The following is a 24339-nucleotide window of genomic DNA, read 5'->3' on the forward strand; positions in this document are numbered from 1 at the left end:
CTGCAAAGCCCTTTCCATGTTCTCCGGCTCGTGCTGCCTCAATTGCCGCATTAAGTGCTAACAAATTCGTTTGACGCGCGATTTCCTCTATAATAGATATTTTACTTGCAATCTCTCTCATAGCAACGACCGCCTCGTCAACAGCCTTTCCGCTTTCAAGAGCATCCTGTGACGCTTTTCCTGACATCCGCTCTGTCTGGTGGGCGTTGTCAGCGTTTTGTTTAATATTAGAGGCCATCTCCTCCATTGATGAGGAGACCTCTTCAACTGAAGCCGCCTGCTCCGTAGCACCCTGGGAGACAGTGTTGGATGTCCCGCTTAACTCCATACTGCCAGAGGATACATTCTCTGCTGATGCACTTACATCTTCTATAACTCCTTTTAGCTTTTCCACCATTGTGTCCATTGCTGTCAGCAATAGTCCTGTTTCATCCTTACCGGTAACATCTATGGTTAATGTTAGATCACCATCAGCTAAACTATTAGCAACATTTACAGCCTTGTTTATAGGTTTTATGATACTACTGATTATCCACCATGCAAATGCAAGCGAAAGTAGCAGACACAATATCACGGCAGTTATTGATAACGTACGGGAATTAGAATAAGTTTTCTCATTTTCCGCCTCCAATTCTTTTGCCACACGTTTTTGCAGTTTTACCAAATCGTCAACACTTGCTTTAGCCTGAGCGTAGAGAGGTAACACGGTTTTAACGACAAACAGGTTGGCATCATTAAATTTCCCCTCTTTTAGAAATGTTGCACAAGGCTTTAACCCCTCATTTACAAATTTAGTCCTGGTTTCTAAAAACTTCTTTGCCAGTTCGCTTTCCTCTGGAGTTAAGTTTGTAGCCATATAATCTTTCCAAATTTTAGAAATATCCTCAATATTTGCATCTACTTTATCTGTATGTTTAGTTATGGGGTGGTCGGCGTTATGAACCTTGCTCACCTCTATGTTAGGGTCGTGAAACGAGGCAAGAAGCAACTGCTGTACATTTTCACGCATCTTGTCATTTATTACAGCTAACTGCTCAAGAGGTACCATTCGGTCAGCGTACAGGTTGTCGAAATTAGCTTTTATGCTCTTTGATGAAGTTATCCCTAATACACTGAGAACAATAATTATTACCGACATGAAACCCACAAGCAAATACAGCCTGGTACTGATTCTTAGATTTTTAAACATTTACTCCCTCCATAAGATAATCTTTACGTTATATTTGCACCTACCCTTTTCAGTTTGAAACATCTTCTAAACAACAATTGTTTCACTTTCTATCGCCTCAAAAATGCTAACATTTCTGTTTAACCATTTGCAAATTATTCATTAAAAAATTTTTTCTTTTTTATCATTGTTCTGATATACTACAGATTCGATGGATATTTCTCACAAAATGTATACGGATTTTGGCAACTTAAGAAATCCTGCATATTTTAATGTCAGCTAAACGTGAATTTTTGATACAACCAGCTAAGAGATTCTTAGCGGATGTAAAAAACAACAGATATATGCTCTGGTGCCTCGTTGTGAGAGACTTTAAAAGCCGCTACACTGGGTCATTTATAGGGTTTTTCTGGGCGGTCATTCAACCCATTGTTACTGTTATTACATACACTTTTGTGTTTTCTTTTGTCCTAAAGGTTAGGTTAGGGCCTGCTGCAGGGTCACAGAATTTTGTCTTGTGGCTTCTCTGCGGATTATCTCCCTGGTTGTTTTTTTCTGAAAACCTCATACGCTCTGTCGGCATTCTTAGTGAAAACAAAAATTTAATAACTAAAAGCCTTTTCCCCTCAGAACTATTACCCTTTAGCATACTGCTTTCCAATCTTGTTAATCACCTCATAATGGGAGTTATAATTGTAATAGCCGTCCTGATTTATCAAAAAAACATTACCTTGCTGTTTTTTTATTTTCCGGTTTATCTTTTTTTCCTGAGTCTCGCCTCTTTGGGAATCAGTTGGCTTATATCAAGCATTAACGTTTATGTCAAAGATATTGGACAGATTATCATCGTGCTAATTAACCTTTGGTTTTTTTATACCCCTATCGTATATGAGCCGTCTATGGTGCCGGCTAATATGCAGTTTTTTTTGAAACTGAACCCTATGTACTTTGTAGTGGATGGTTATCGCCTAGCATTTCTTGGTTTAGAGCATCCGCAATGGAAAGGTATGCTTGTTGTTGGAGTGACAAGTGTTTTTATTACTATTTTGGGAGCTCTTGTGTTTAAACGCCTGAAACTTGATTTTGCTGAATTACTGTAGGGACGACAGTGCATGGATAAAGCAATATCTGTCATAAATATCAGCAAAAAATACAGGATTTTTTCATCTCCGCGTGACAGACTAAAAGAAATGTTTCATCCTTTTGGGAAAAAATACCATCATGAGTTTTGGTCTTTAAAAAATGTTTCTTTTGATGTGCAACGTGGAGAGGCGGTAGGAATTTTAGGTAGAAACGGCTCAGGTAAAAGCACACTTCTTCAGATAATTTGCAGTATTATAAGACCTACTGAGGGACAGGTACAGGCTAACGGACGAATCTCAGCACTGCTGGAGCTTGGTGCCGGATTTAACCCGGAGTTTTCAGGCCGGGCTAATGTGTATATGAACGGCGCTCTAATGGGCTTTAATAAAGCTGAGATGGATGAGCGGATAGAGAGTATCGAAAAGTATGCAGACATCGGCGAATTCATTGACCAACCCATGAAAATATACTCAAGCGGTATGTTTATACGTGTTGCATTTGCATGTGCAGTTAATGTTAAACCGGATATTTTGGTTGTAGATGAGGCACTTGGAGTTGGCGACATATTTTTTCAACAAAAATGCATGAAAACTATAAGGGAAATAATTGGAAATGGCACTACCTGTCTCTTTGTATCCCATGATCTTGAGTCAATTAGAAAGCTCTGTGACAGGGCAGTGCTGCTAAAAAACGGAGAGGTGGACTACATAGGGCAATCTGTTGAAGCAGTAAGCCGGTATGCTGGATCCTTTGACCAAAAACGCTCTGTTAAGAAACGCTCTGTCAAACCTGTCTCTCAATCATCACCTGGACTTATGAGCCATGACGAGATTATTGCCCACAATGTTATCCCAGCAGGTGCACCGCGTCACGGTACAGGTGGCGGTGCTGAAATAATTGCCCTCCGGGTTACAAACTCTGACGGACTTGATACACTTCATGTGGACATGATGCAGTCGCTTATGTTTAACTTTTTGATTCGAATCAAGGAGCCGGTAACTGATATAAATGTAGCCGTTACACTGTTTGACAGGATGGCAAATTTCATCTTTGGTGGAGGGCCAAGACAGCTTGGAATGCGGCTTCCTGATATGGATCGCGGCGCTGTCTGTGTTGTTTGCATTGATATACAATTTACAATAAAACCTGGAGAATACACCTTTGGCGCTGGAATATCAGAACCGACTTACAACTTTATTGATGAGGCATTCAGCCACGACAGAGTGGATTCCCTGGGACCTATCACAGTAACGCAGGATCCCTCCGAAATGCTCCCCTTTCACGGTCTCACTAAGCTTCCGTTAAAGGTTTGGTTTTCTAAACCCTCTAACTCATCAAATGTGCAATTAGCCAGCACTGATAACACAAATGGTGAGGCGCCATTAACTGCTACAAATCCTGAGTTTGCATCAACCATTTCTGAACTATTTAAGAAATATCGCCCTAAAAAAATAATTGAAACCGGTACATATCTCGGCCATGGTTCTACTTCGATTATTGCATCGGCTATTAAAGAGACCGGACTTGATGATGCCGTGTTTTACTCTATCGAGATAAACCCGGATTATTACAAAGCAGCCATTCAACATCTTACTGATAACAGCCTTATAGACAAGGTTAAGCTCTTAAACGGTCTGTCAGTACCACGAGTGTCTCTCCTTACAAAAGACGAAATAGAGGACAAATTTGTCAGAAATCTGCATTATTCTGGCATTTTTGTTGATTATACAGAATCCCAAAGAGCGGAGCGATATTTTAAGGAAACTAATTTCCCTGACCTTACAGATGATTTACTTGGAAAGTGTCTTACAGAGTTTTCTTATATGCCAAACCTCGTGCTCCTTGACACTGCCGCACATATAGGGTATGTGGAGTTTGAGTACCTGATAAAACGCCTGCTTGCTACCTGTGTCATAATCTTGTGTGATTGTTTTCACGTTAAACACTACAGCAGTTATCTTTACATGAAGACCGACCCCAGATTTGAATTTATTAAGGTTTCTGAGGATGGGTTTGGCTTTTGTGTAGTTGTGTTTACACCGTAGAGAGATAGTTTTGAATTTAATTCAGGCATTAGAAAATGCAAACAATGAGTTCATCCTGTGGATCAGAACTGATTCTATAGGTGACACAGTTCTATCAATCACTATGCTTGATGAGATAAAAAAAGTGTACCCACAGCTTAAAATAGCAGTACTTTGTCAAAACAGTATACGTGAACTTTATGAACCATGCCCTCATGTTAATCATATTATTACTTTTGATAAACAAAGGGCTCTTGCTGAAATTCCCTACAGGGACGATATAATCCTGAGCATTCACCAACTTAAACCGCTTTTTGCCTTTAACAGTCAATACTCAAGAGAAAGCATCTCAGATACTTTTACTGTTTATAGCGGCGCTAAGTACATCGCAGGGTTTAGCGGTAACACGTGCAATATGGAGGAAACTGAAAGAGATGCAAATAACGCACTCTACACTGACCTGATAACATCTGGCGAAACTCATAAAAGTGAACTTAAACGTTACGTAGATTTTCTCTCAGCGCTTGGAATAACTGTCAACTCTCTTAAACCCCGTCTCTACACAAATCTTGATGACGAAAAAATAGTCTTTGAAAAAATATTTGATAGTTTTGGATTAAAAACCTACAAACCCATAGTGATTTTGCCATCTGCTCAGAGTTCTTACAGGATTTATCCAAGGTTTCTTGAAGTAATGGAGGGACTTAAGGATTTCCCGCTTATAATAGCAGGCGGCACAGATATGGTTGATTTCGGACGAAAACTCGCTGAGGACTTTTCAGGCACCTGCTTTGATCTTTGCGGTAAAACAACTTTAAGACAAACTGCCGCTCTTATCTGTAAATCAAGACTTGCAATATGTTCAGAATCTGCAGCAGCACATATTGCATGTGCCGTAGGCACCCCAAATGTAGTCATACTTGGCGGAGGCCATTTCGGCAGGTTTATACCATATTCCAACCTGACTTCTACCGTCTCACTGCCCCTTAACTGCTATGGCTGCGGATGGACATGTACTCATGAAGATTCCTTTCAGTGCTTAAAAGATATTGAGCCAAAGAGTGTCATCTATGCAGCAAGGCTAGCTCTTAATGGTATCACCCTAAAACCTAAGATTTATCTGCAAAGCGGCTTATTAAATCCGGATGTAGCAGTGTCGGATGTTATTGGTAAATTAGTCTCAGACGTTGATATTATAAACATACCTGAAAGCCTCGAGGAAATTTATAACATACCAGGTTCTTATGAAGCTGTTAAACAGCATTTGCCTAAGATAACCATTGTAACGCCATCTTTTAATCACGCAGCTTTTCTTGAGGAGTGTATTCTGTCTGTGATTTCTGAAGGCTATCCCAATTTGCAATACATAATAATGGATGGCGGCAGCTCTGACGGCTCTGTGGAAATAATACAACGATACGAAAAATACTTAAGCCATTGGCAGAGCGCTCCTGATAACGGACAGTACGAGGCAATAAATGAGGGCTTTAAACTTGCCGATGGTGAGATAATGGGCTGGATTAACTCTGACGATAAACTTCACCCGGGAGCTCTTTGGACAGTAGCCAGGGTTTTTACTGCTTGCGTACACGTTGAATGGATAATGGGCAGACCCACAGTGTGGGCAGCTAGTGGTAAATTAGCTAATGTTGTAAACCCCATTCCTCAGTGGTGCAGAGGGTACTATTTAGAAGGAAAAATCGGCCCCCCTCACATTCAACAAGAATCTACCTTCTGGAAATCGTCACTTTGGAAAAAAACCGGAGGCTACATTGATCCCACTCTTAAGTACGCAGGGGACTTAGAACTATGGACAAGGTTTTTCCGGTACGCCAGGCTTTATAGCGTGGATGCACTTTTAGGTGGCATTAGGTCTCATCCCAACCAAAAGACCTGGCAGGAGGGCATAAGCTTATATAACGAAGAGGCTGAGCAGATTCTTAAAAGAGAAAGGGAATTTTACGAAAAATCAGGGGAACCTCTTTTATCGCCCCCGGAGATCATTATACCCGACACTCTTAGCCACACCCTCTTATACAACTACATACCAAACGATTTAGAAATTAGTAAAAAGTCTCTAAAAATTCATGTCGCGTTTTCAGGACTTGGCGCTGGCAACATTGGCGATGAGGCTATGATGCTCGGGTTCTTATCGCTTTACAAATTACCACAAGGAACAACTATTGAAGTGTGGGACAAAAAAGAACCTGCTCTTAAAGTGTTTACAGAGCGTTTTGAGTTTGTGGATTATACTGATATTGAAACTTGTCAGACACTCTGTCTAAATGCTGACTGTGTGTTTGTAGTTGGCGCCACAATTGTTACCGAGATGTTAAGTACCGATTGGCCTTTAAGAGTGTTGGGAGACAAGTACGATTTCTGTTCAACCCACGGCATTCCACTTCATGTTATCGGCACTGGAGTCGATATGATTTTTAGCGAGGAGGCTAAAAGCCTTTTTTATAAAGGGTTTTATAGAATAGATTCGTGGACAGTCAGAAGTGAAAGAAGCCGGCGGGTTTTATTGGGTCTTGGTATAAGTCCTGATAAAATAATTACTGCTGCTGATTTAGCATGGCATACTCCTATGGATGGTTTTGACCCTGACTGGGCAAAAAACTGTCTTATGTCTTTGGGTATTGATGTGGCAAGACCTCTTATAGGGGTTAATGTTGTCAATGAGAAGTGGACTGATGCACAACATATTAAAGAGCAAATAGCTGAAACCCTAGATGAATTGATAGAGAAACACGGGTTTCAGATAGCATTTTTTTGTAACGAAACCAGAGAGGGAAAATACTACGATAAAGAAGCGGCACTTTCAGTTATAAGTTTGATGAAAAACCCCGCTACCCTTGTTCCCAACATTTACTATACGCCTATACAGATGATTTCCATGCTTTCCTTTTGCCGTTTTACTATCTCCTTCAGATACCATTTTACGGTTTTCAGCATCCTTGCCGGCACTGTGCCAATCTCTGTTTTAAGAGGCGATAAACTGATTGAGCTCGTTAATGAGTTTAATGGATTACACACGGGACGGCCTGAAAACATTTCCAAAGTCAAAATACTTAACGCTCTTTCAAATGGCGAGCGGCTTTATAATAAGATAAAATTAACTCAAAAAATAGTAATCAAAACCCTGAGAGAAAGAGGATTTTTAAATACAGCGTTTATCAAAAACCTTAATTCAAATTCATTTGGTAAAAGGCGCATTCTTAATAAAACCAAATCTAAACCTACTCCCCCATCTCTTTTATGGGTGAGGATAGATTCAATCGGAGATGCACTACTTTCTATCGGTATGCTTTCAGAAATCAGGAAAAAGTATGATGGCTATAGGGTAACAGTTTTATGCCAAAGTCATGTAAAGGATCTTTATGAAACCTGTCCATTTGTTGATAACATTATCACTATAAATAAACATCAGGCAGCTCATGACGAGGTTTACAGAAATAGAGTGGTTAAAACTATCCGAGACGCAAACCCGGTAATTGCGCTTAATTCACAATACTCAAGAGAGCAGCTTTCCGATTTTTTCACAATCGAAAGCGCTGCAAGAGAAAAGGTCGCTTTCTTTGGTGATTCAGGTAATCACCTCTCTGTCGATATACGCGAAAAAAATAACCTTGCTCACTCTAAAATTATTGAAATCTACGACAAAAAAATAAACGAGCTAAGACGCAACGAGCAATTTTTAGTATCGCTTGCAATAAATACAAAACCTCTTACACCACAGATGTGGTTAACCGAGGAGGATGAGCGTTTTTGTAAAGACATGTTTAATATGTATAACGTTCTTCCAGAAAAGTTGATAACTATTGCCCCTGCTGCTCAGTTTAACTGTAAAGTTTATGACAGGCTCGATGAGGCATTAGACGGTCTCGATGATTATGACATCTGCGTCTTAGGCACTGATGATGCTGCACCTTCAGCTGAGAAAATCGAGCGACGCTTCAAAGGCCGCGTGTTTAATCTAACCACTAAAACAACGCTAAGACAAACCGCCGCCGTTATAAAAAACTCCACCCTGTTTGTGGGTCCTGATTCGATGGCGGCACACATTGCCTGTGCGTTTGATATTCCAAACGTGGTAATGCTGGGAGGAGGTCATCCTGGGCGTTTCTTGCCATATCATAAAACCACTACGGCTGTCTCACTGCCGATAAACTGTTATGGCTGCAACTGGGACTGCAGATATGGCACATATTATTGTATAAAGAACATAAAACCTGAGACTGTTAATTATGCCATTAAAAAAGCATTGTCTGAAGCTTTTGTTAGCAAACAAAATAAGCTCCCTGAGTGGGGAGTGACAACAGGCTGGCAGTTGGATGAACTCAGAGCAGACAACCGCAAACCACAGATAATCTTTGAATCACCATCCCTCTGGGACACTAACATAAAAGTGCCACGATGGAAACTGCCTGATGATTACATTAATTTAAATGAATTCAAAATAATATATACTCATGAAACTCCGAAGATGAATAAACACTTCTCTTTTAACAAAACTCCTTATGAATTTCTTGCCACTGCTATCGTTTCAACTTATAAGTCAGAAAGATTCTTAAGACAGTGTTTGACTGATTTATGCAACCAAACTATTTACAATCACCTTGAGATAATTGTTCTTGATGCAAACTCTCCGGAAAATGAAAGCTCAATTGTAGCTGAGTTTCAGAAAATTCACTCAAACATTACCTATATAAGAACGGGAACCAGAATTGGTGTTTATAGCGCATGGAATATTATGGTGAAACTTGCACGAGGAAAGTACATAACTCCGATGAGTACAAACGACAGGATAAGAACTGATGCATATGAAATTCTTGCTGGGTATCTTGAAGAGTTTCCAAATGTGGCTCTTGTCTATGGAAACACATATAAGACAAAAAATCCAAAAGATAGTTTTGACTCACACTCAATTCATAGTGAGTTTAGTTGGCAGGAGTATTCATACGAGGAGCTATTGCAGTGTAATATGGTAGGGCCTCATCCTATGTGGAGAGCCTCTGTACATTCTGAGACAGGACTTTTTGACGAAACCTTTGTCGCTAACGGTGATCAGGAGTTTTTCATTCGCCTTGGCAGCCGGTATGAGCTTATGAGTGTCCCAGAATATACGGGGGTTTACTGGCTTGCTCCTGATGCCTTATCAATGGAGGGTAAAACACCAGAAACGGAGAGCGAACTAGCGCACAAAAAGTACCAGCAAATGTATATAAAGCAGATGATAGCAAAATTGAAAAATACTGAGCGCCCAATTTATATTTGGGGTGCCGGAACTGCCGGTAGAATAACGTTATCTATTTTATCACGACTTAACATCTTGCCAACTGCTTTTGTTGATAGTGACAAAAATAAATGGGGCATTAAAACAGAGGATCTTACAGTTTATTCACCTAATGAAAAAGTAATATGCTTAGATGACACATCACCTCGGCCTTTTATCATTGTTGCCTCGCTTTATTTCCGTGAAATACTCATAGAGCTTAAACGTGCACGATATGTTAACAGAAATGACTTCTTTACCAATATCTATTCTATGAAATGGATATAGACACTACAGATAATTTGCAAGGAGAGCTACATTTTTAATATATCAAATATCTGGTTATTTGACAGAAAGGTTTTTTATGCAATAAACATAGGACTTAGAAATAATTTTTTTGACTCTGTAATGCCCTTTATAACATCAAAGCCTTATTTATTTTTTATCTTATATGTAATCATAATTTTAATAATAAAAATCAAAAAAGATATAAAAAACAAAATACCTGTTGACACACGAACCTTTATTGAGATACTAACAATCCCTCTCTTAACCTTTATACTTACCGATTGGCTTACAAACATTGTCAGAGTCAATGTGGATAGAATACGGCCATGTACAGCTCTTTCAGGTGTGCACCTGCTTGTAGGATGCACACAATCTTATTCTTTTCCTTCGGGACACGCATCTAATTCTTTTTCTTTTGCTATATCTTTGGTTTATTTTATGAGTGGACGTTTTAAAAAAATCTTGCTTATTTATCCAATATTTATGGCAACTCTGATTTCAGTTTCAAGAGTTTATGTTGGAGTTCATTATCCATTGGATGTTATCGGCGGGTTTTTCTCTGCCCTTGCTATAGCCTCTTTAGTTATCATGCTTTACAGGTCAGCTCAAACGTCATATAAAAAATCACCCTTTGAAACAATTTTGTATTATTCATTATTAGCCATTAGCATATTCAGAATATATTATATTTTAGACGGCCCGCTTGATTTAAGCGCTGATGAAGCTTTGTACTGGGACTGCAGCAGACATCCTGAGCTTAGTTACTACTCAAAAGGCCCGTTTGTTATGTATGTTATGTATGTCTTTACTCATTTGTTTGGTGTAAATGTTTTAGCTATCCGTCTGCCTGCTGTTATTTTTACTGCCCTTAGCAGTGTTTTTATCTTCAAACTTATACGACTCATCTACGGTCAAGATATTGAAAATGACAGCACTAAAAAAATTTATGAAAAGAATGATTTTGTTGCCTTATCATCAGCCCTAATTTTTCAGTTCATACCCTTGTTTGCTACATACGGAGTTGTTTTTACAATAGATTCACCTTTTGTATTTTTTTGGATAGTTTCAATGTACCTTCTTTACAAAGGTGCAGTGAAAGGTAAAGGTGGCTGGGTTTTACTTGGCATGTGTGTTGGACTTGGACTTTCGGCAAAATATATTATGGGCTTTTTTTATATTTGTTCTTTTTTGTTTCTCATATTTACTGGCAGAAAAGAAATGCTAAAAACACTAAAGCCATATATATCATTATTAGTAAGTCTTATATTTTTTAGCCCTGTAATAATATGGAATTATCAACATGACTGGGTAACGCTAAAACATACTGCTGGACATGCTCATCTTGCTGATGGCTTTACAATATCACCAATGAAGTTGCTTGAATTTATAGGTTCTCAGTTGGGTGTTGTTACTCCTGTTATTTTTGTACTTATGTGTATTGCATTAATCAAACTCTACAGGAGAAACAAAGACACAGAAAGCAGATTCCTTTTTTGGTTTTCAGCTCCTGTTTTCATATTTTTTCTAATAAAAAGCATACAAGGAAAAGTACAGGCAAACTGGTCTATGACAGCTTATGTTACTGCACTTATAGCGTTTTGCCGCTATTATTTATACAAGTCAGAAGGCCTGCCCTGGATGATGACATTCAAACACACACGTAGATTTGTAAAATCAGCAGTGATTGTTGCCGTTATAATAACGGCCATCAGTCATTACCCTCAAATTCTTAGACTTCCTGCTGACTTAGACCCTGCATCACGTTTACGTGGCTGGAAAGTGTTAGGTCATGCTGTGGATAAAACTCTTACAGAGCTAAAAAGAACTGGCGATGAGGTATTGATTTTTTCAGATAAGTATCAAGTGACATCTGAGCTTGCTTTTTATGTTAGTGGAAATCCTAATGTTTACTGTGCAGCGCTCGGACGCAGGATGAGTGAGTATGACATGTGGCCAGACATTAATGAAAGCACTAAAAGGTTAAGAGCACACAAACCGGACGTAAAAATAAACGCTCTTTATGTTACAGATACCGCTGATGCTGTTAACCCAATAGTCTCACAAGCGTTTGACAGATGTGAACAGACTGTTTTTAACGCAACAGAACGTGGACAAACTCTCAGAACATATTCTATATTTAAGTGTTATAATTTTAAGGGAATAAACGAAATGCGCCCTAATTCGTTTTAAACAATTATAAATATTCAGATTATGGAGGAACAGGAAAGTTGCATATAGGAATGATCGGAACCGGTTATGTTGGATTAGTGACAGGAGCGTGTTTTTCAGAGTTCGGTGTAACTGTTACGTGTGTTGATAAAGATGAGAAAAAAATTAAATCATTAAATAAAGGTGAGATTCCGTTTTATGAACCAGGGCTAAAAGATCTAGTTAACAGAAATGTTAAACAAGGTCGTCTTTTTTTCAGTACAAGTATTTCTGAAGCGGTTTTGAATTCACAAGCTGTGTTTATAGCAGTTGGAACACCACCTAATGAGGACGGTACGGCTGATTTGTCACACGTCTTTACTGTTGCCAAATCTATTGCAGAACATATAAATAACTATAAAGTTATAGTCACAAAGAGTACAGTACCGGTTGGCACAGGTAAAGCAATTATAGAATTGATAGCAAGTGTATCAGGCTCAAAACTTGATTATGATGTAGTTTCAAACCCTGAGTTTTTACGGGAAGGAGCAGCAATTGAAGATTTTATGCGCCCGGACAGGATAGTTATCGGCGCAGAGACAGACCGTGCTATATCTGTCATGAAAGAGCTTTACAGCCCTCTTTATTTAATAGAAACCCCTTTCGTTATTACTAACATAGAAACAGCCGAACTGATTAAATACGCAGCTAACGCTTTTTTAGCAACAAAGATATCATTTATAAATGAAATCGCAAATCTCTGTGATAAAGTCAATGCAAATGTCCATGATGTTTCAAGAGCAATGGGACTTGACGGAAGAATCGGAAAGAAGTTTTTACATCCGGGACCAGGTTTTGGCGGCTCATGTTTTCCTAAAGATACGAGAGCGCTAATCACTATAGCTAATGAATACAACGTTGACCTGAATGTCGTAACCGCAACCGTTAAAACAAATTATAAGCAGCGTGATATAATGCTTCAAAGAATTATTGCAACTATGGACGATGATGTCAATGATAAAACACTAGCCATTCTTGGACTTGCATTTAAACCAAATACCGATGATTTAAGAGATGCGCCAGCCATATATTTAATAGAACAATTGTTAAAAAGAGGTGCTAAAATAAGAGCATACGATCCAGCAGCAATGGAAAACGCAAAATCAATAATATCTGCCGTAACCTTTTGTACCGATGTTTATAGTACTATAGAGGGAGCCGATGCTACCGTACTCGCCACTGAATGGAACCAGTTCAGGAATCTTGACCTTACAATAATAAAGAATTTGATGACAGGACCATACTTTTTTGACTTGCGAAACGTCTATGAACCTAAAAAACTAACAGAACATGGGTTCATACATTTTTCAGTAGGCCGCAGATAACTCAGACAAACCAAAAAAATCTTATAAATCTCTCACCTATGCCTATTAATTGTTCCACGTGGAACAATTTTTAAAACTTGCAGTCAAAAGGTGTTCCACGTGGAACATTTCGTATGTAAAATTATTACACACCGCCAACCTCTCTGTAATTGACGCTATTGAACTTAAAGCTCAGGATGAACTTCTATATGGACAATACTATTTTAGCTCAACAGCAATGATTATACGCATATGATTTTTCGCGGTATTTGAGAAAATTAATAATCAGGTTTCATTTTATAGAAATAAAAGGAATGAATTTGCAACTTTACATTCTTTGTTTAATTGCTAACACAGCCTGATTTCTGAGGGTTTTTATGAATCTTAAAAGCTGGTGGCTTATTGAGATTTCATTTGCGTTAAGCTTCTCAGCATAGATAAGGCCAATTGGTGTCTTAAGAACTATTATGGGTATCAATACAAACGTCTGTGCATCTATTAAGTTTGTAAACCATGCTGGTATTTTTGATATTATTCTTGAATCAGTAATGTCTGAAATCAGTATATCCGCCCCTTGATTCAGCGCTAAATTAAAAACATCGTCAGAGTCTTTATCAATTGCGAATTTAAAGCTTTTGCCAATTTTAGTTAAATCCGGACCAAAGCCAAATCTGCCATCCATAAAAGGTTCCTTAGAGTTTCTTATACAAATTATAACTCTGTTAAACTTAAATCCTCTGAACAACACCTCAAGTATCATTCTGAGCACATCGTTTAAATTATAATCCTCAAGCAGTGTATTTGCTATCTCCTGTACACCTTTCATTAGCACTGCTTCAGGGTTGTCGTCAACTACGTCGTCAGAGTCCCCAGGTTGTATCTCAAGAAGGTGTATCCCACCGATGTCTTCATATTGTTTTTGAGGAATTATAATATCTTCAGGATATGAAATGCTGCTGCCCATATGTGCCAAATAAAAAGAAAGTCTCTTTAAAAATTTACTGTCATTTATGCCAAATTTAAAGTTTTTAGCGTAATCGAGGGTTTCTTTAAAAGACGATTCGAGAATTGTTATGATATCCTCTTCTTTTAAGTCAATACATCCTTTATAACTTGTGAGAAGTGAACTAACAGAACGTGCCCAAACCTCTGGTGTCTGATTTGCTCTATAAGTGATACTGCATATCTTGCTGGAAAATCCTGTTAAGCAACGCAGTTTATCCAGTTGAGTAAGGACACTGTGTTGTGTTTGTGTTGTGGTGTCCATGCAATATATTATGTCGGTTGAAAAATGCCAGCTTTTTGCTATATAAGCACCGATTTTTTCAAATGTAGTTCCCAATACAGAGAGCACTGCTGCATCCTCTGAGGATGGATCTTTCGCCTGTAGATCTTTTATTTTAAGGAATTCATCAGGTAAATAGAAAATTGTAAGAAGTTTGCCAAGATCGTGGAAGAAGGCACAAAGAAACGCTGCTTCAACATCCTCCACTGATGTTTGTTTAGCAACCTCTCTGGCTATTATTGCTGTCATAAAAGACATAACCATCCCCTCACGTAAATCATTTGCTATCCCTTTACTGCTTACATGCTCAAACAACATAAGTGACAGTGCAGCGTTTCTTACCTGATTAAAGCCCAATACATATACAGCCCTTGAAATTGTATTGATTTTCCCCTCAAGTTGATACTTAATGTAGAACACAGTATTAACCATTTTTAGCAGTTTATTAGATAGAGCATAATCGTTCAGGATGGTGTTGGCAAGTTCTGTGACAGAAACGTCACTCTCCGAGGATGTCTGTTTATTAACCAGTGCCACAGTGCGTCCCATAGCTGGAAAGTCACTATTAGAGAGTATCTTACTGTTTAACTTCTCTATCATCGGTATTTTTTTATCCATATTTATTGTCTAACTTGCCTGTCAGCAATTTTAACATTATTTAATTAAAAAATTCATATTGTCAAGTCTGTCAAATTTGTTGTAAGCTAACATTAATAATGGCAGTTTTGAAATGGCATTAACTCACATGGATGTAAGTGTAATAATTCCAACTATCAACGCCGCAGGTTCAATTAGAAAAGTAGCCGCCTCGTGTTTTAACCAAAAGTATGAAGACGGAACTCCGATAAGCACTGAGGTAATTGTGATAGACTCCTCATCGTCAGACAATACGGTTGAAATTGCAAGAGCTTTAGGTTGCAAAACAATTATAATCCCTGTCAGCGAATTTAACCATGGGGACACCAGGAACCGTGCAGCATCAATAGCCTCTGGCAGAGTCCTCATGTTTATGACTCAGGATGCCTTGCCCGTTAACGACACGCTTTTTGCAGCTATCTTAAAACCTCTCACTGACCCCCTTACAGCTGCCGCTTTTGCCAGACAGATTCCTAAAAAAAATGCGAATCCGGTAGAGTGCTTTAGCAGAACGTTTAACTACCCTGACATAGGAATGGTTAAAAGTAAAGATGTCATAGGGTTACTTGGTATTAAGACATTTTTCTTTTCAAATGTCTGCTCTGCCATCAAACGGGAGGCATTTACAGAGGCGGGTGGTTTTCCATCGGTCATCATGAATGAGGATATGATGATGTCATCTAAACTGATTTTTTCCGGCTATAATGTCGTCTATGAGCCAAGCGCTCTTGTGTACCATTCACACAATTTCTCGCTGATGCAACAGCTTAAGCGGCACTTTGATATTGGAGTCTCATTAAAGGAAAATAATCTGCTTAACTACGTACGCCCTGATGGTGAAGGACTGAGGTACTTTATGACCGGACTCAGACATTTCCTTAATGATGATACTCAACTCCCTACCCACAAGTTATTATGGCTTATCTACTTTATACTGCAGACAATTTTCAGATTTATAGGCTACACAGCTGGCACACACTACGAAAAAATTTCAAAGCCACTGAGAAAACACCTGAGTGGTCACCCGTCTTATTTTAAATAGAAGTTATTAACTAGTAAAAACCCTCTTGTATATATGGTCTATATGCTGAAAATATTCATTTAATTCAAACAGTTTATCAAGTATCTCATCAGAAAGAACAGCTTTTATTTCGCTATCACGACTAAGAAGTTCCTTAAAATCAATCCCCTCCTCCCAGCTTTTCATAGCGTTTCTCTGCACAATTTCATAGGATTTCTCACGTGTGAGTCCACCCTCTGTAAGAGCCAGAAGCACCTTTTGGGAATTAAACAAGCCGTAGCTTTTGTTTAGGTTTTTCTTCATAACCTCAGGATAAACGTTAAGTCCGCTCATTATACTCTTTAATCTGTTTAACATGTAGTTTACCAAAATGGTACTGTCTGGTATTATGACCCTTTCAACTGAGGAGTGGCTTATGTCTCTTTCGTGCCACAAAGCGACATTTTCCAGCGCTGCAATGGCATTAGCCCTGACAATACGCGCTAGCCCTGAGAGATTTTCACTCCCTATCGGGTTTCTTTTATGAGGCATTGCAGAGGATCCCTTCTGACCCTTACTAAAAGGCTCCTCAGCCTCCCCAACCTCAGTCCTCTGAAGATGACGTATCTCAACCGCTATCATTTCCACCGTTGCTGCCACTATCGCAAGGGTTGACATGTAATGAGCGTACCTGTCCCTTTGAACCACCTGTGTGGCAACGGGTTCTGGTGTAAGCCCAAGTTTACTTAAAACCATTTCCTCTATCTTTGGCGGTATAGAGGAAAATGTCCCGACAGCACCGGAAAGCTTTCCAACAGAGATTGTTTCCTTTGCTTGTTCCATCCTTTGCAGGTTTCTTTTCATTTCCTCATACCAAAGGGCAAACTTAAGCCCAAACACCATTGGTTCGGCGTGAATCCCGTGGCTTCTGCCGATGCACACAGTCTCCTTATGCTGGAACGCCTGTTCCTTAAGAACGGTTGACAAAGCCTTTATGTCATTTATGATTATGTTGGCTGCATCAATCATTAAAAGAGCGTTAGCAGTGTCTAAAATGTCGGACGATGTCAGTCCCTTATGAATGTATCTTGACTCAGGCCCCACAAACTCGGCTACAGAAGTTAAAAACGCAATAACATCATGCTTTACCTGAAGTTCGATTTCATCAATCCTCTTTGAATCAAAACCAGCCTTTTCTTTAATAATTTTCAGGGCTTCTTTTGGAATTTCACCTGCTTCAGCCCATGCCTCACACACAGCAAGCTCCACCTGCAGCCATTTTTCATACTTAGCTTCAAGCTCCCACAGCTTGCCCATCTCCTGTTTTGTATATCGTGGTATCATCTTTCTGTAACACTCCTCATTATTTTAAAGTCATATTGTATTCTATATTTTGAATCTTTTGCAAATTAAAGTTTTTTAACCTACATACGGTAAACTATTACAAAAACTTCGATAAATTAATTATAATAAGTTTTACAGGATAGACAAACAGCACGTATGAGGAGACTTTCATAATGGGATTTAACCCTAAAGATGTTTTCAAAACCACACTGCCTCAGGATGATCCATATGATCTAAATTTTGCATCAGCCAAATCACAGATGAAAGTCCTTGTCATTAACTGCGGCAGCTCGTCGCTTAAATATTCACTGTTTAATATACCTGAGAGCCGTCCACTTTTTGAGGGTTTGATTGAAAAAATAGGCTCAGCTACGCCACTCCATAAAATTACAACAGCCGGAGGGAGCAAAGAGTTACCGTGCGATGTAAAAGATATTGCTGAGGCGTTTCAGAAAATGGAACATGCCCTTATCAGTGATGAGTTCGGCGCTCTGAAATCCTTAAATGAAATACAGGCTGCTGGACACAGAGTGGTTCATGGCGGGGACAGGTTTTCAGCCTCCATTGTTATAGACAAGCAGGTTAAAGATGCCATACGGGACTGCAGTGTGTTTGCCCCGTTACATAATCCTTATAATCTTGCTGGGATAGAGGAGATGGAAAAGCTCCTTCCCGGTGTTCCCGGCGTTGCTGTATTTGACACGGCATTTCACCAAAGTATGGCTGAGCATGTTTACAGGTATGCTCTGCCGTATGCGCTGTGTAATGAAAAACACATAAGGCGATATGGTTTTCACGGTACAAACCATAAGTATGTTTCACTTGCGGCGGCTATGTATTTGAAAAAACCAATAACGGAGTTAAAATTAATAAGCTGCCATCTCGGTAACGGCACCTCTATGTGTGCGATAGACGGCGGACTGAGCGTTGATACAAGCATGGGGCTTACTCCCCTTGAGGGGCTGATAATGGGTACAAGGGGCGGTGATATTGACCCAGGCGTTCTCCTATATCTAATGCGAGAGGGCAGCACTGCCGCAGAAATAGACTCGCTACTTAACAAAGAAAGCGGGCTAAAGGGAATAACCGGTTTAAGCAATGATATGAGAGAGGCGTTGAGTCTTTCAGAGGATGGTAATGAGAGGGCTATGTTAGCAGTCTCCATGTTTGTCTATAGAATAAAAAAATACACTGGGGCGTATATTTCGATTTTGGGCGGTCTTGACGCATTTATCTTTACCGGTGGTATCGGAGAAAACTCAGATGTTATCCGCAGCCGTGTTTGCACTGGGCTGGAACATATAGGGATACATCTTTCCGGGGCCCGCAATAAAGAGGCGCGGGCAGTACGGGGTAATGTGGTTGATATATCGGCTAATGGTTCGTCTCCCTGTATTTTGATAGTTCCGGCGGATGAGGAGCGGATGATTACACGAGAGACAATTCACGCTCTTGAGAGGCATCAATAGAGCTTGTTCACTGTTCAAACAAATCCAGTACAGAGGCCATATCAGCGGGGATTTCGCTTTCAAACTCAAGGAGTTTTTTTGTCACAGGATGGATAAACCCTAGCTGTGCTGCGTGAAGCATCTGTCTGGGTATTGCTACTGTAATCCCCTTTATCCTGATGCTGTCTTTATTGCCATAGCAGGTGTCACCTAAAAGTGGATGCCCTAGGGCTGAAAAGTGTACCCGTATCTGATGAGTTCGTCCGGTAGAGAGCCTCGCCTCAATCAGCGTTGCCCCGGCATATTGCCGCAAAACTCTCCAGTTTGTTACTGCAGCACGGGGATACCTTGACCTTGTTGACATCTTCTTTCTGTCAGTTGTTGAACGGCCAACAGGGAGTGTCACAACACCCGCATTTTCTTTAAATTTGCCATAAATCAACGCCTTGTAAGAACGGATAACTTCTTTATTTTTGAATTGCTCTGCTAAAGCATAATAGGACTCATCATCCAATGCTACTACCACAAGCCCAGAGGTGTCCTTATCTATCCTGTGCACAACACCCGGCCTAAGTGGTGCGCCCACTGTAGCATGAGTTTTTACTTTCATAGCAAGCGCATTCATAAGGGTGCCACTGCTATGGCCCGCCCCCGGATACATCGGCATATCAGGCGGTTTATTGACGACAACAACGTGATTGTCCTGATACACTATATCAATACATATGTCCTCAGGAATTAATTGCTCAGTTTCGTCAGAGCTTGCATCTGAAACCGTTACCATCTCACCGGCTCTTAAACTGTACCCACACTTAACAGCAACATCATTTACCATGACAGCATCTAAGCCAGAAAGTTTGCTGATTTTTGAACGGGTAAGGCCTGTCTTTTTTACTAAAAAAACGTCAAGTCTCTCTCCGGCATCGGCAGGTTCTATTGTAAAACAGTGTTCCATTAGCTGTAATAGAACTTATGCACGGAACTTTTAAAGGTTGGCAAGAAGGAGTTCTTTCAGACGTCTCAGAGCTTGTATCAGAGCTCCGGTTCTTCGTAGAAGTTTGTGGATTATTTCATTTTTACTTATTTTGTTTAATAGTGCTATAACCAGCATCTTTGCAGTTATCACGTAGTTATCTTCATCTGTTATTTCACAAATTTTTGCCAGATCATACTTGTCAATTTTCTTTAAAAAATTAACCAGATTCTTGTTTTCAACTGAAACCTGTTCGATAACCTCAAGACAGTCAAGGCTGATGTTTGACTTCAGGACAAACTTTAAACTCTCCTTCATCTGAGGAGTTATGTTCCTTGCTATGAAATCATCCGGATTCTCTGGCATTGCAGTATGTAAGGAATCATCATTACCTTCTGAGAGGTTATCTGTTTCATCAGCCATGACAGCAGCTTTTAATTTGTCCACTGCATCATCTAAAAGAGCACTTTCGGTGGTTGATAAGTCCTTATATGTAATGGTCTTACCGGAGTCCTTTAGTTTATTTACCGGACTTTTCAATTTCACAACGGAGCCCTTTCCACCACTCTTCGCTGCTTTATGAGTTTCGGCTTTCTTGTTTTGTTTTTTTAAGCGGGAGCCGCCATCAATCATCAATTTTTTTATTTTATTCGGCACTGTATCGAAACTTCCTTCCCAAATTTAGTAAAATTATCAGAAGCCTGCGCTCCCCGAGGAAAGTCAAACACCGGAATACCAGCCATCTGTGCCTGATTGATTGATTCCCTTTCATATATTTTGGTTTTCAATATTCTGTCCTTATAGTCAGAGAGTTTTTCCTCTATGACCTCATTTGTTAGTCTTGCGGCCTTTTTTACTCTCGATAACACAATGCTCCAGTTATCATCCAGTGCACCCTCTCTGACCTCCTTCAATTTCAGAATAAAATCAGCCAGACCGTCTATGGACCGGCTTGAGGGTTCACACGGTATAAGGCAATAATCCACCACCATAAGCGTGTTTTCAATAAGCGGGCCCAGTGACGGCGGACAGTCTATAATTACCAGATTGTAGGTTTTGTTTTTATAAATTGAATCCATTGATTTCATAAGACGGCGTTCACGCTTAAAAGAATTATAAAGTGTCTCATTAACAAGACTTAAGCGTATGTTAGCAGGAGCAATATCGAGATTCTTTACAGGAGTTTTCTGTATTATGTTAGAAATATCCTCTTGATTTGAAAGGATATCAGCCATCGAACGGTCATTGTATCCAACCTCCACGCCTATGCCTGGTGCTACGTGTCCCTGCGGGTCCATATCAACAAGCAGAACCTTGAGCTTTTTTCTAGCAAAATAAGTTCCCAGATTAATTGTCAACGACGTCTTGCCTGTACCACCTTTGTGGTTAGCTAGGCATATGGTTACCAAACAGCATCCCCCTCTGCACAGATTTATATATCAACCTTATAGTAACAAAAATTTGCAGTAGCTGTCAATAACACTTTGAATTTAAGCAAATTATGTTTAGTGCATCACTTAAACGCGCACATCAACAATATTACCGGTTCCTTCAGGGTTCTGCGCATTTTGTGCCTGCGGCTGGCCTGCTGCCATTGAACTTTGCACTAATTTCAAAGCCATCTGACCCTCGGCTTTCATTTGATCCAGAGCTTTTTTAGCTACCAACATGCCCTGCTGAGCACCAAGTGAAGCCGAAATATTTGCTCCGCTTACATCCATTTAACCGTCACCCCCTGTTGTTAGCAATAAAGATCTACCGTAAAGTCTTTAATCCTCTATCGGTTGATCGGAGCACAAACTTTAATTTATGAAAATTTTTTCTTTTAACAATCAATTTTTTTTGGCTGTTTATCAGTTTTTACACAAAACCAATTCAAGATTGTAAATAATTATGTATGAGTACACGTAAAAAAAAAAGGAAGGGTTAAGTAACAGTGATAAAATTAGGTGACGTAATATTGCCAAATGACTTGACATGGCCTAACTGGTTTGAGTGGACAGGGATATCTGAGACAGTGGAAAGAACTCTCAGCGGTGACGTCGTTATTTATGGAACTGAGATTACCGGACAAATCATAGACCTTACCAGTGGCAGCGATTACGGATGGATTACGTACAAGGACTTAAAGATGCTTGTTGATATGGCAAGTGTTTATGGAGAGACTTATGAGCTTAATTATAATGGAGATACATTTACCGTGCGCTTTCGCCATGAAGATTCCCCTGTTTTAGAGTTTACGCCGGTAACAGATGCGGCTGAGTTCATAGACAATGACTATTTCTACGGTGTTATAAAGCTTATGGAGGTCTGATGAAAGAAAGTATTGTATGGGGTGATAACTGTGACGACAGTAAAATCATTAGTTATTTTGACACAATTAAAGGCGCGCAGGTTACAATTGTGCGACGTGAAACAAACGTGGGGTTAGCAACCCCAGGCATATTGAGCGATGTCTTAGAGAGTATCAGTTTTTGCTTTAAAAGCAACCCGTTCCCATTTTCAGAAATCATAAATCTTGGAAATGGACTGTTCCCATCTCATATGAAGGCATCTATTGCAGCAGAAAACACAGATACAAACATGATTGGCGTATTTGAATACTACGATGCAAGGCGGATGGCTACAATTAGCTTTTTATATAACGCTGGTTTAGAGACTAAACCCGTGATAGCACTTCAAATATTATTTGATACGCGGTATCCGGTATCACTGTCGTCAATTTTCAGTGTTGAACAGAAAACCTTTATAGGAATGCCTCGCGGCTTTAGAGGTGTACCAGTTTCACAATTTGAGGGGTCAGCGACCCCCGTGTCTGTAGCTCTGAAAAAAGGTTGCAGCGGCTGTGGCAAAGGGAGTGTCAGTTTAGAAAATGTAGTAGATAAAGGAGGAGTAACAAATGTCAGTAACAAGGAGTGATATATCTTATGTTAAACCGGCAACTGTAACCGACACAACAGCAAACGGAGGGAGGGCTGGATATACTACAATAACAAACCGTCAAAAGCATAACCTGTTTCCGCGCGTAACACGGCCGGAACGTATTGATGGAAAGACTCGGTATCGGAAGTTCTTTTTGTGGAATAAAAACAGCAGCGGCGAAACTGCAGCCTCAGTGCTGTCTTACTTAATCTTTCCATCCCCGGCTGGAGACAGATTTTACATAGCGGCAGGTACTCAGTCAGATACACAAAATGATCTCGACTCAAGCTACAACTGGGCAGGCGGAGGCTCCCTTAACTCGGCTATTACAGCCGGAGCACAACAGATATCCATCCTGTTTGAAAACAATGATTTCTACATTGACAACGGACAGGTAATTGTTATAAACAGCCACTTTCTGACATCGCAGACAATGGACTCTGATGTTAAAGCCTTTGACTCAGTTTATTATAATGGCTCCAGGTGGATAAAACAAACCCCGTCAGACACCGAAGATGAAGATATGTATCCGTACGGAACATATCTGGGCAGCAACAAGGTATTTAGCTATAACACAAATGGAAACCTTGAATACCTTACATCGCAAAATAACAGCCACAGCGCCGAGGTTTTAGGCGCTGGTACGGGTTCCCAAACTTCTTTTACCGGCACAGTATCACATACGCCGGTTAAACAATCCACTGTAGTCATAAAATATTCAATTGGGAGCGTGCAATATCAAGCCACAACAAACAGTTCAGGTACGATTTCAGGGACATCCATAAGTTCAGGTACGATTTCAAATGCCGGAGTATATTCAATAACATTTTCAACAGCACCTGATAACAGCACAAATGTAACTGCTGACTACACAGAACAGTCATGGAGTTGGAGCGGAAATGTGTTAACGGTTAAAACTGTGGAACAGGTTGCTAATAGCTACAGCACATCAGGTACGTACAGTGCTGTGGGACTTTCACTGGGAGATATAAAAACTTCTGCAGACAACAAATCAATATCGGGTTCTGGAACGTTTGACTTAACGAAACTGACACTCGACAATGAGGGCACAATCGAGGACACATGGACTTTTACTTTTACATCAGCAACAGCGTTTACATGTTCGGGTACATATGCAGGCAGTGTTGGCACAGGTAGCATTAACTCTACGTTTACGCCTAATAATGGCAACGTTGCTAAGAAGTACTTCTCAGTCCCTACAAATGCCTGGGGCGGTACATGGGCAACAAATGACACGATGCAATTTAAGACACATCCTTCAAAATCGGCTCTCTGGCTTAAAGAGATAGTGCCGGCAGGCACATCTGCCTATTCAGAAAACGGGGTGTGCATGGAATTGTACGTAGAATAGTATAATGAG

Annotated in this window: 17 protein-coding genes; 10 read left to right on the forward strand and 7 right to left on the reverse strand. The window is 39.9% G+C overall.

The window, feature by feature from the left end; genetic code table 11:
- Positions 1-1189, reverse strand: a 1189-nt coding sequence (locus HQK88_11110; GenBank protein MBF0617349.1) for a methyl-accepting chemotaxis protein, incomplete at its 3' end; no start/stop codon positions are given.
- Positions 1190-1440: 251 nt separating this feature from the next.
- Here HQK88_11110 and HQK88_11115 point away from each other — a divergent pair.
- The 5 genes from HQK88_11115 (at position 1441) to HQK88_11135 (ending at position 13371) form a co-directional block, all read left to right on the forward strand.
- On the forward strand, positions 1441-2268 hold the full coding sequence (locus HQK88_11115; GenBank protein ID MBF0617350.1) for an ABC transporter permease: 828 nt from the start codon (positions 1441-1443) through the stop codon (positions 2266-2268).
- 12 nt (positions 2269-2280) lie between these two features.
- Positions 2281-4296, forward strand: a complete 2016-nt coding sequence (locus HQK88_11120) for an ATP-binding cassette domain-containing protein (protein ID MBF0617351.1) — start codon at positions 2281-2283, stop codon at positions 4294-4296.
- Positions 4297-4306: 10 nt separating this feature from the next.
- Positions 4307-9838 (forward strand): glycosyltransferase, encoded by a 5532-nt coding sequence (locus HQK88_11125; GenBank protein MBF0617352.1) that lies wholly within the window; start codon positions 4307-4309, stop codon positions 9836-9838.
- A gap of 120 nt (positions 9839-9958) precedes the next feature.
- Positions 9959-12028 carry a glycosyltransferase family 39 protein gene (locus HQK88_11130; GenBank protein ID MBF0617353.1) on the forward strand — a complete coding sequence of 690 codons (2070 nt, stop codon included), beginning with the start codon at positions 9959-9961 and terminating at the stop codon, positions 12026-12028.
- A gap of 38 nt (positions 12029-12066) precedes the next feature.
- Complete coding sequence (locus tag HQK88_11135; GenBank protein ID MBF0617354.1) at positions 12067-13371, forward strand: UDP-glucose/GDP-mannose dehydrogenase family protein; 1305 nt, start codon at positions 12067-12069, stop codon at positions 13369-13371.
- 307 nt (positions 13372-13678) lie between these two features.
- On the opposite strand, the gene HQK88_11140 is transcribed toward HQK88_11135, so the two are convergent.
- Complete coding sequence (locus tag HQK88_11140; protein MBF0617355.1) at positions 13679-15253, reverse strand: HDOD domain-containing protein; 1575 nt, start codon at positions 15251-15253, stop codon at positions 13679-13681.
- A 112-nt stretch (positions 15254-15365) separates the two neighbouring features.
- Here HQK88_11140 and HQK88_11145 point away from each other — a divergent pair, with 112 nt between their 5' ends.
- A complete protein-coding gene (locus HQK88_11145; protein ID MBF0617356.1) occupies positions 15366-16313 on the forward strand; it encodes a glycosyltransferase family 2 protein in 948 nt (315 codons plus the stop codon).
- A 6-nt stretch (positions 16314-16319) separates the two neighbouring features.
- On the opposite strand, the gene HQK88_11150 is transcribed toward HQK88_11145, so the two are convergent.
- Positions 16320-17615, reverse strand: a complete 1296-nt coding sequence (locus HQK88_11150) for an adenylosuccinate lyase (protein ID MBF0617357.1) — start codon at positions 17613-17615, stop codon at positions 16320-16322.
- Positions 17616-17875: 260 nt separating this feature from the next.
- On the opposite strand from HQK88_11150, the gene HQK88_11155 reads away from it, so the two are divergent.
- Positions 17876-19084, forward strand: a complete 1209-nt coding sequence (locus HQK88_11155; GenBank protein ID MBF0617358.1) for an acetate kinase — start codon at positions 17876-17878, stop codon at positions 19082-19084.
- Between the two features lie 7 nt (positions 19085-19091).
- Here HQK88_11155 and HQK88_11160 read toward each other — a convergent pair whose 3' ends face one another.
- From HQK88_11160 to HQK88_11175, 4 genes are all read right to left on the reverse strand, one after another.
- Positions 19092-20018: an RluA family pseudouridine synthase gene (locus tag HQK88_11160; GenBank protein MBF0617359.1), complete on the reverse strand. Its 927-nt coding sequence runs from the start codon at positions 20016-20018 to the stop codon at positions 19092-19094.
- A gap of 30 nt (positions 20019-20048) precedes the next feature.
- Positions 20049-20693, reverse strand: coding sequence for a hypothetical protein (locus tag HQK88_11165; GenBank protein MBF0617360.1), 645 nt, complete (start codon positions 20691-20693; stop codon positions 20049-20051).
- Positions 20678-21445 (reverse strand): ParA family protein, encoded by a 768-nt coding sequence (locus tag HQK88_11170; protein ID MBF0617361.1) that lies wholly within the window; start codon positions 21443-21445, stop codon positions 20678-20680. The genes HQK88_11165 and HQK88_11170 overlap by 16 nt, the downstream gene beginning before the upstream one ends.
- Before the next feature lie 108 nt (positions 21446-21553).
- Positions 21554-21757: a hypothetical protein gene (locus tag HQK88_11175; protein MBF0617362.1), complete on the reverse strand. Its 204-nt coding sequence runs from the start codon at positions 21755-21757 to the stop codon at positions 21554-21556.
- A gap of 215 nt (positions 21758-21972) precedes the next feature.
- On the opposite strand from HQK88_11175, the gene HQK88_11180 reads away from it, so the two are divergent.
- The 3 genes from HQK88_11180 to HQK88_11190 are packed head-to-tail and all read left to right on the forward strand — an operon-like array spanning position 21973 to position 24330.
- Entirely contained in the window at positions 21973-22350 is a 378-nt protein-coding gene (locus HQK88_11180; protein MBF0617363.1) for a hypothetical protein, read from the forward strand.
- A complete protein-coding gene (locus tag HQK88_11185) occupies positions 22350-22955 on the forward strand; it encodes a hypothetical protein (GenBank protein ID MBF0617364.1) in 606 nt (201 codons plus the stop codon). The genes HQK88_11180 and HQK88_11185 overlap by 1 nt, the downstream gene beginning before the upstream one ends.
- Positions 22936-24330: a hypothetical protein gene (locus tag HQK88_11190; protein MBF0617365.1), complete on the forward strand. Its 1395-nt coding sequence runs from the start codon at positions 22936-22938 to the stop codon at positions 24328-24330. Before HQK88_11185 ends, HQK88_11190 begins: the two co-directional genes overlap by 20 nt.
- The last annotated feature ends 9 nt before the right edge of the window (positions 24331-24339 follow it).

This window comes from Nitrospirota bacterium (assembly GCA_015233895.1).
In the GTDB taxonomy this organism is placed as follows: Bacteria; Nitrospirota; Thermodesulfovibrionia; order Thermodesulfovibrionales; family Magnetobacteriaceae; genus Magnetomonas.